Consider the following 8,699-nt stretch of genomic DNA (forward strand, 5'->3'; position numbering starts at 1 on the left):
CGGGCACCCCGACCGCGGTGAACGGCACGGGCGCGGCCGGCCAGCGCCAGCCGGCGTCCGGCACGCCGGCCCGGTTCGCCGCGGCGACCTCGACCGCGTACGCGCGGCCCGGGGTGAGGCCCGTCAGGGTCGTCGTCCGCTCGGTCGCGCCGACCCGCACGAGCTGGTCGAGCCCCGAGCCGGAGAGGCGCACGAGGTACGCCTCGATCGGGGTGCCGCCCTGCGGCTGCGGCACGCCCTGCCACGACACGCGCACCGTGCCCGGCGCGGCGCCCGGCGTCGCTACGACACCCGGCACGACGTTCGGCAGGCGGTCGGCGTGCACGGGCTGCGAGGGGGCCGAGGGCTGGCTGTCGCCGAGCGCGTTCGTCGCGATCGCCTGGAGCCGGAGGTCGACTCCCGCGGGCAGCCCCTCGATGCGGCAGCGCGGGGTCGGGCCGCACGCGACGTCGACGCCGCTGCCGACGATGCGGTAGCCCGTGATGGGGCTGCCGTTCGCCGCCGGCGGGTCGATCGCCATCGTCACGACTCCGTCGACGTGCTCGTCGAACGCCTGCACGGGCGGCGCGGGCGCATCGGGCACGTCCTGCACCGTCACGGCGATCGGGCTCCAGACGCCGCGCTCGGGGGTGCCGGGCGCGTCGAGCACGAGCACCTGCAGGATCGTCGTGCCGATCACCGCCGACGGCGAGGCGGCGACCGACACGGTGCCGCCCTGCACGGTCGCGGAGATGCCCCGCTGGGCGGCGCCCGCGTCCCGCAGGCCGCCGATGCGCAGCGGCGTCGCGGGGAACGGGTTCGATGCCTCGTCGTTGAGCAGCGGCCGCACCTCCGCGGCCGTGCCGCGCTGCACCGTGACCGCGTCGGGCAGCGGCGCGACGAGCGGCTTCGTCGACGAGATGACCGAGAGGGAGACCGTGCCCGGCACGCCGGCGCCCGCGGCGTCCCGCACCCCGATCCGCAGCTCCGCGCGCGTGCCGCGGTCGGTGCGGTCGAGCGCGCGCACCGTGAGCGTCGAGCCGGAGATCGACGCCTGGAACCCCGACGGGACGTGGTCCTCGATCGACCACGTCGCATCCGCGAGCCGCGCCGGGTCGGGCGCGCGCGTGATGCGGGCGAGGTCGATCGTGCGCTCGTCGCCCGCCTCGAGCTGCACGAACGAGCCGAGCACCGTGAGCGGCACGTCGGCGCCCGCGAGCACCTCGATCGGCAGCACGATCGTGCCCACCCGGCCCTCGGGGTCCGTCGGCCCGTCGCCGTCGGTCACCTCGAACGTGATGCTCGCGGGGCCGAAGTAGCCCGGCTGGGGCACGAAGCGCAGGGTCTTCTCGTCGATGACGGGGTTCGAGCCGTCGGTCGGCGCCGCCTCGACCGCGCTCGCATCGGTGATGTACGCGCCACCGCCGTCGACGGTGTCGACGACCGAGTCGATGTCGATCTCGAGCGTCTCCCCCGCGCGCGTCACGAGCGGGGCGACGCCGGGCTTCAGCTGCGGCAGGGCGTCGTCGCGACCCGGCACCGCGATGACCGCGGTGCGGGTCGGCGCGGGGTCGTCGGAGCGCGCGACGGTGAACGGCACGAAGCGCGTGCGGTCGTGGACGGCGATCTCGATCGAGCCGTCCTCGCGCAGCGACACGCCCTCGGCAGGCATGGGCAGGCTCGCCGAGAGCACGTCGGTCCGGCCGTCCGGCACGCTCGCGTGCGCGAGCGGGTCGATCCGCACCGCGTCGGCCGAGGCGATGGACTGGATCGGCACCTGCACGTCGAGCACGTGCGGCGGTGGCGGGGGCGCGGCGGGGTCGACGTCGATGCGCAGCCAGCTCGCGGCGGTCGTGCCGGCCGAGTTCTCGACCGTCACGATCACCCCGATGTCGGATGCCTCGGGGCCGGCCGTGACGAGGACCGCGCCATCCCGGATGATCGCGGAGCCGTGGGGCGAGGCGGTCTCGACGTCGACGATCTCGAGCGGCAGGCCCGCGGGATCGCTGTCGTTGTCGAGCACGGGCACCATGAGCGTCGAGTCGGGGCGCATCGCGGCGGCGTCGGCGCCGAGCACCGGCGGGAGCGCGGGCGCCGGCTCCACGACGGTGACGCGCACGAGGCCCTCGGCGGTCGCGCCGAGGTCGTCGGTCACGCGGTAGCGGAACTCGTCGGTGCCGCGCGAGTAGTCGCCGGCCTCGTAGCGCAGCGTCGAGCGGCCGACCTGCGTCACGAAGCCGAGGCTCGGGGCGCTCGAGGGCCCGAGCAGCTGCACGGGGTCGCCGTTGGGGTCGGCGTTCGACAGGGGCAGCGGGAGGTCGACGCTCGCGCCCGCGACGACGCGCGCCTCGACCGGCGCCGCATCCGGTGCCGCGTTCGTCGTGCGCGCCGCCTCGGCGACCGCGAGCGTGACGTCGGCCGCCGCCGCCTGCCCGTCCGGTCCGCGCACGGCGTAGGTCGCGGTGAACGTGCCCGGCTCGTCCGGGGCGACGAAGCGCATCCGGTCGCCGTCGACGAAGAGCAGCCCGGCCTCGGGCGGGGCGACGATCACGGGGTCGAGCTCGAGGTCGAGCCCGTCCGGCTGCTCGTCGTTGACGAGCACGGGGATCTCGACGAGCCCGCCGGGCCGGACGGTGGCCCGGTCGTCGCGCGCGATCGGCGCCTGCACCGTCGCCGCGCCGCTGCTCGAGACGTGCACCTCGCCCTCGGCGTCCTGCACGCCGTTCGTCACGGTGTAGCGCACGATCGCCTGCCCGTCGAGCTCGTCGGTGAGCGAGAGCCGCAGCTGCTCCGCGTCGACGACCTCCGCGCGCACGGCTCGCGCGTCGCTCGTCGCGAGCGTGAGCGCGACGACCCCGCCGGCCGGGTCGATCGCGAGGTCGTCGACGTCGAGCGCGACCGTGCCGACCGACGGCAGGACGGTGCGCACGGGGGTCGTCACCGGCGGGGTCGACGCGTCGGCGCCCTCGAGCACGCGCACGACGATCGCGCCCTCCTGGGTCGCCGTGCCGTCGGTGACGACGTACGAGAAGCGCATGAGGCCCGCCTCCGTGGGCCGCACGAGGATCGTGCCGTCCGCGAAGCTCGGCTCGACCGGCAGCGCGGCGTGCACGACGTTGTGGAGGCTGAGCGGTCCCGCGCCGCCCTGCGCGGCCAGCAGCGGCTCGAGCACGAGCGGGTGGCCCACGCGCGTGACCGCCGTCACCGGCTGCGCGACGATGGGCACCGAGCCCGCGTGCACGGTGAGCACGATCTCGGCCGTCGCGACGGCCTGCCCGTCGGTCACCGTCACCTGCACGGCGCGCTCGGTGCCCGCGCCGCCGTCGGTGAACTCGAGCCGGCCGTCGGGTCGCACGCTCGCCGCGTCGGGCGCCGCCGCCTGCGCGTCGACGACCGCGAGCGGGTCGCCCTCGGGGTCGACCCAGCCGTCGAGGGCGTCGAGCGCGATCGTCGCGCTCGCCTCGAGCGTCGCGCGCACCGGGCGCACGAGCACGGGCGGCTCGTTGCCCTCGCGCAGGCTCACGGTCGCGACCGCGGTGTCGCTCTCCATCCCGTCGGAGACGCGGTACTGGATGCGGGTCGGGCCGCTCGCGGGCGCCTCGAAGCGGATGCCGCGGCCGTCGGGCGCGATGCTCGCGGATGCGTCGTCCCGGTCGACGTCGAGGTCGGTGATGACGATGGGGTCGCCGTTCGCGTCGCTGTCGTTGAGGAGCACCGGCAGCACCGTGGTCGCTCCGGCCCGGGCGCCGAGCTCGTCGTCCTCGGCGACGGGCGGGGCGGGCGCCGCGTCGACGGTCTCCTCGACCGTCTCGCCCTCGGACGGCGTCTCGGGAGCGGGCTCGTCGGTGTCGAGCTGCCACCCGGTGATGCGCCGGCCGTCGCGATCGATCGACCACGCGGCGCCCGTGCCCGAGTCGACGAGCGCGGTCGCGCTCCCCCGCTGCAGGATGCGCAGCGTCGCGTCGACCGCCACGCCCTGGAGCGCGAGCACGACGGGCTCGACGCCCTCGCACGAGCGCCAGCCGGTGCCGTCGCGCCAGGCCGCGTAGACGCATCCGTCGTCCACGAGCGGCCGCGCCGGCTCGCCGCGCGTGCCGCTCGCGAGGGTCGTCGCCGCGGGCACGCCCAGCTGCTGGCGCACGAGCGCGCCGTCGGTCGCGTAGAGGACGGCGCTCGCCGCCGGGCCCGGCTCCTGGAGGCGCACGCCGGTCTCGCCGAGCGCGCGCTGCCATGAGGCGGTCGAGAGCACGCCGGAGCCCGCGTCGTAGAGCACCCACTCGTCGCCGAGCGCCGTGAGCTGCAGCTCGGGCGCGGTGGGCGAGACCGGGGCGCGGTCGCTCTCGACGACCTCGCCCGAGTCGTCGATGCGCAGCACCCGACCGAGGCCCGGCGACGCGGCGAGCAGGCTCTCGTCGCCGAGCGCGGCGACGCCGCCCCGGCCGAGCGCCACGACGGGAGCGTCGAGCGGGGTGCCCTCGGCGATCGCGCCCGTCGTCGTGCGCCAGACGTCGCCGGTCGCGGGCGAGGTGATCACGATGCGGTCGCCGCGGGTCGCGACGACGGCGCCCGCGTCGATCGGCACCGCCGGCCCGACCTCCGCGGCGTCCTCGGGCAGGACCCGCACCGTGGACGCGTCGCGGTCGACGACCACGGTGCCGGACGGCGTCTGGTGCACCTCGTCGACGCCGCCGACCTGGACGGTGCGCTCGATCGTGCTGTTGGCGGTGTTCGCGAGCCCGACCGCGCCGGCGCTCGCGTTCGCGACCCACACGCTCGAGCCGTCGAGGCGCGGCTCGAGCGCCTGGTAGCCCGGGGAGAGCACCGCGCCCGCGACGACGCCCGCGACGAGCAGGCCCCCGACGGTCAGGCCGGCGCGGCGCTTCACGGCAGCGGCTCCCCGCACGCCTCGGTCGGCTCGCCGGTCGACCCGTCGCGGTTCACGGCGACGCGGATGCAGAGGCGCTCCCCCGGCTGGCCGGTCATCGTGAACTCGCGGCCGCCCTGGATGACCGCGTCGCCCGTCGAGGTGCGCACGTGGTAGGTGTCGGTGTCGACGAGCCCCGGGTCCTCCCACGCGAAGGCGACGCGACCGGACTCGGGGGTCACGACGATGTCGCGCACGAGCGGGATCTGCGACGACACGCTCGAGAGGGCGAAGGCGGCGACCGTGACGATCGCGAGCACGACGAGGCTCGCGGCGGCGATGCCGAGCCCGATCGCGAAGCGCTTCGGCTTCTGCGGCTGGCGGCGGCCCGTCGACTGCGAGATGTCGACGCGGCTGCCCGTGATCCCGGGTGAGCGGCGCGACCGGCGCTGCCGCAGCCGCAGCGCGTCCGAGTCGTCGTCGATCGCATCGTCGACGATCGGCTCCGCCGCCCACGCGTCGACCTCGACCTCGATCGGGGTCACCTCGAGGCCGAGCTCGCGCTGCACCTGCTGCAGGTCGAGCAGCATCGCCTCGACGCTCGGGTAGCGGTCGCCCGGCTTCGCCGCGAGCGCGCGGTCGAGCACGGGGCGGAGCGGAGCGGGGATCGCGCGGGAGGGCAGCAGGTCGTGGGCGATGATCCGCTCGCGGAGGGCGGCGTGGTCGTTCGCGCGCCCGGGGTGCTCGGCGGGGCTGCGGCCCGCGATGAGCGAGAACACCGTGGCGCCGAGCGAGTAGACCTCGGTCGCGACCGTGCCGCCCGTCTCGCCCCGCAGCACCTCGGGCGCGGCCCACGGCACCGAGACGCCCGCCGCCTCGGTCGCGTCGTGCTGGAGCCCGGCGATGCCGAAGTCGCTGAGGACGGGGTGCCCGAACGAGGTGGTGAGGATGTTCGCGGGCTTGATGTCGCGGTGCAGCACGCCGCTGCGATGCGCGGTCTCGACCGCGGCCCCGATCCGGATCGCGACGCGCAGCGCCGCCTCGGGGGCGAGCGGCTCGGTGCGGAAGCGCTCGCCGAGCTCCGGGTTCGCGAGCTCCATCACGAGGTAGGGGCGGCCGTCCGCGGCGACGGATGCGCCGTACACGGTGAGGATGCTGGGGTGCGACGAGAGGCGGCCCATGAGGTTCACCTCGGTGCGGAACGAGCGCCGGACGTCCTCGTCGACGAGCTCGGCGAGCAGCACCTTGACCGCGACCGGGCGCCGCGGGAGCGCCTGCTCGTAGAGGAACACGTCGGCATAGCCTCCCGTGCCGAGCACGTGGAGATGCGAGTAGCCGGGCAGGACCGGCGGCGCGGAGGGGAGCCGCCTGGCCATCAGGACCGCCGCGGCTCCTCGTCGCGGAGCGTCGTCCGGGGCACGGTGCGGTCGACGTCGTCGACGGACGGCGCTCGCGTGACGTCGATCACGATGACCGAGACGTTGTCGCGGCCGCCGCTGTCGAGGGCGGCGGCGACGAGCGCCTGCGCCGCGGCGGCCGGCTCCTCGTGCTCCCACAGCAGGCGCTCGATCTCGATGTCGGGCACCTCCTTCGTGAGCCCGTCGGAGCACACGAGCAGCCGCAGCTGCGGCATGATCGGCAGCAGGAAGTAGTCGGGCACCGGGTCGATGCCGGCGCCGACGCCGCGCGTGACGACGTTCGCCTCCGGGTGCGTCTCGGCCTCCTCCTCGGTGAGGAGCCCCGCGTCGATGAGCTCCTGCACGACCGAGTGGTCGACGGTGATGCGGGTGAGGCGCTCGCCGAGCATCGCGTACGTGCGCGAGTCGCCGACGTTGAAGACCGCGAAGTGGGGCGCGCCCTCGTGGAGCGCGAACGCGCATCCGGTCACGGTCGTGCCCGCCGACCCCTCCCCGACGCCGAGCTGCTCGATCTCGTCGGTCGCGCGGCGGAGCGCCTCGACGACGTCGATCGGCTCGACGGCCTCGAGCTCGCTCAGGCTCGCGAGCTGCTCGACGACCGCCTTGCTCGCGAGGTCGCCGTGCGAGTGACCGCCCATCCCGTCGGCGACGGCGAACACCGGCGGCAGCGTGATGAGGGAGTCCTCGTTGTGCTGGCGGCGGAAGCCGGTGTCGGTCAGTCCTGCCCAGCGCACCGCGAACTGCCGGGCCTCGGGCCCCTGTGTGGCGTGCTCGCCGCTCGCCGCTCCGATGTGGGTCACATCCTCCAGTCTCCCACGCCGGGGCTGTGCGGCCCGCACCCCGCGCGCACCGGCGCGCGACGCGTCGATCGTCGCGGTCAGAGGCGGCCGCGCAGGATGCGGTGCCAGTAGATCTGCGGGAGCGCATAGCGGTCGAGCAGGTACCACGCGCGGCTCGAGCGGATCTCGTCCGGCACGGGCAGCGAGCGGCGCACGCGGAGCGCGCGGTCGTACTCGCCGAAGGAGAGGCGGTCGCGCCCCGTCGCGATCGGCGCGACGGTGTAGCCGTCGTATCGCTCGAGCGCGAGCCCGGCCCGCTGGCGCCGGATGTTCTCGACCGCGGTCTTCACCTGGTGGCGCAGCGCGCCGCCCGTGCGGGCGTCGCCGAGGTCGCCGGCGTCGCCCACGATCCAGACGCGGGGGTGCGACGGGTGCTGCAGCGTCTCGGGGTCGACCGCCGCGAAGCCGCCGGTGCCCTCGGCGTCGAGCCCCGAGTCGGCGATGAGCGCCGGCGGGCTGTAGGGCGGGTGGAGGTGCACGAGGTCCACCACCTCGTCGCTCGAGCAGTGCGGGCCGGCGAGCTCGACCGTGCGCTCCCGGAGGCCCACGACGTGGGTCGCGGGGCGCACCTCGACGCCGTAGCGGTCGAGGTGCCGGCGGACCTCGGCGTCGATCGCCTCCACCGGGTGCACGCGATCGCCCTCGTGCACGAGGATCACCTCGATGTCGTCGAGGACGCCGGCGCGACGCCACGTGTCGCACGCGATGAACAGCGGCTTGAGCGCGGTCTCCCGGCCGGAGGCGGGCTGGGCGCGGAGCTGGAACAGCGCGCGGCCCGCGCGCAGCGCCGCGATCCGGTCGCGCGTGCGGGCGAGCTCCCCGTCGACGAAGGTCGTGACGGCAGGACCCGTCGCGAGCGCCTCGCGCGCGCCGCTCAGCAGGCTCCAGTCGACGAGTGCGCCAGGGGCGACGACGAGGTCGCGCCCGCGCAGCTCGGCGCCGTTCGCGCAGCGCACGACGCGGCGCTCGGGGTCGATCGAGACGGCCGCCGTGCGGTGCCACGCGACCCCGTCGGGGATGAGCGTCGACTGGGGCCTCGAGAGCTCGTCGTCCCGCGCGAGGCCCGTGCCGACGTAGTTCTGGAGCGGCTTGTAGACGTGGCGCTCGGCCGGCTCGATGAGCCCGACGTCGCGGCAGCCGCGCCGCCGGAGATGAGCCGCGGCGGACAGGCCGCCGTTGCCCGCGCCGATCACCAGGACGTCGTGCGTGCGCTCTCGGGCCATGCGGCGACGCTACTCCCGCTTCGCTGGGGAAGCACCCGCGATCCCGCAGGGCCCGAGGACCCAGTCGGGCGCGCCCTTCGCGTCGACGATGTCGCGCAGCAGCGGCGCCATCGTGAGGGCGGGGTCGACCGCCATGGCCAGCTCGGCGCAGCGTCCCGCCGTGCGCCCGCGCCCGACGAAGTACTGCAGGAACCCGACGATCACGAGGAGCGGGCCCCGCAGCTCGAGCGGGGTCGCCTCGGCGATCGCGCTCCAGCGCCGCAGGCGGTCGTGGAGCCGGTCGGCGTCGGGCGCATGCCCGAGCCCGAGGAACCGGCCCGCCGCCGCATCGGCGACCGCGGAGTCTCCGCGCTCGGCCGCGTCGAGCGTGCGGAGC

General features: G+C 75.9%; 5 protein-coding genes. All 5 read right to left on the bottom strand.

Annotated elements, in window-relative coordinates; translation table 11 throughout:
- The coding region (locus NWP09_RS09595) for an Ig-like domain-containing protein (protein WP_258275291.1) at window positions 1–4,864 on the bottom strand (4,864 nt) is incomplete at its 3' end.
- Window positions 4,861–6,219 (bottom strand): serine/threonine-protein kinase, encoded by a 1,359-nt coding sequence (locus tag NWP09_RS09600; RefSeq protein ID WP_258275292.1) that lies wholly within the window; start codon window positions 6,217–6,219, stop codon window positions 4,861–4,863. The genes NWP09_RS09595 and NWP09_RS09600, both read right to left, overlap by 4 nt.
- A complete protein-coding gene (locus NWP09_RS09605) occupies window positions 6,219–7,061 on the bottom strand; it encodes a PP2C family serine/threonine-protein phosphatase (RefSeq protein ID WP_258275293.1) in 843 nt (280 codons plus the stop codon). The genes NWP09_RS09600 and NWP09_RS09605 overlap by 1 nt, the downstream gene beginning before the upstream one ends.
- 77 nt (window positions 7,062–7,138) lie before the next feature.
- Entirely contained in the window at window positions 7,139–8,323 is a 1,185-nt protein-coding gene (locus NWP09_RS09610; RefSeq protein WP_258275294.1) for an NAD(P)/FAD-dependent oxidoreductase, read from the bottom strand.
- 9 nt (window positions 8,324–8,332) lie between these two features.
- Window positions 8,333–8,699: hypothetical protein (locus NWP09_RS09615; RefSeq protein ID WP_258275295.1), on the bottom strand; the 367-nt coding region annotated here is incomplete at its 5' end.

This window comes from Agrococcus sp. HG114, assembly GCF_024723325.1.
Lineage (GTDB): Bacteria > Actinomycetota > Actinomycetes > Actinomycetales > Microbacteriaceae > Agrococcus.

Coding starts and splice junctions, on each gene's coding strand:
- NWP09_RS09600 (WP_258275292.1), bottom strand. CDS start 6,219: ATGGCCAGGCGGCTCCCCTCCGCGCCGCCGGTCCTGCCCGGCTACTCG.
- NWP09_RS09610 (WP_258275294.1), bottom strand. CDS start 8,323: ATGGCCCGAGAGCGCACGCACGACGTCCTGGTGATCGGCGCGGGCAAC.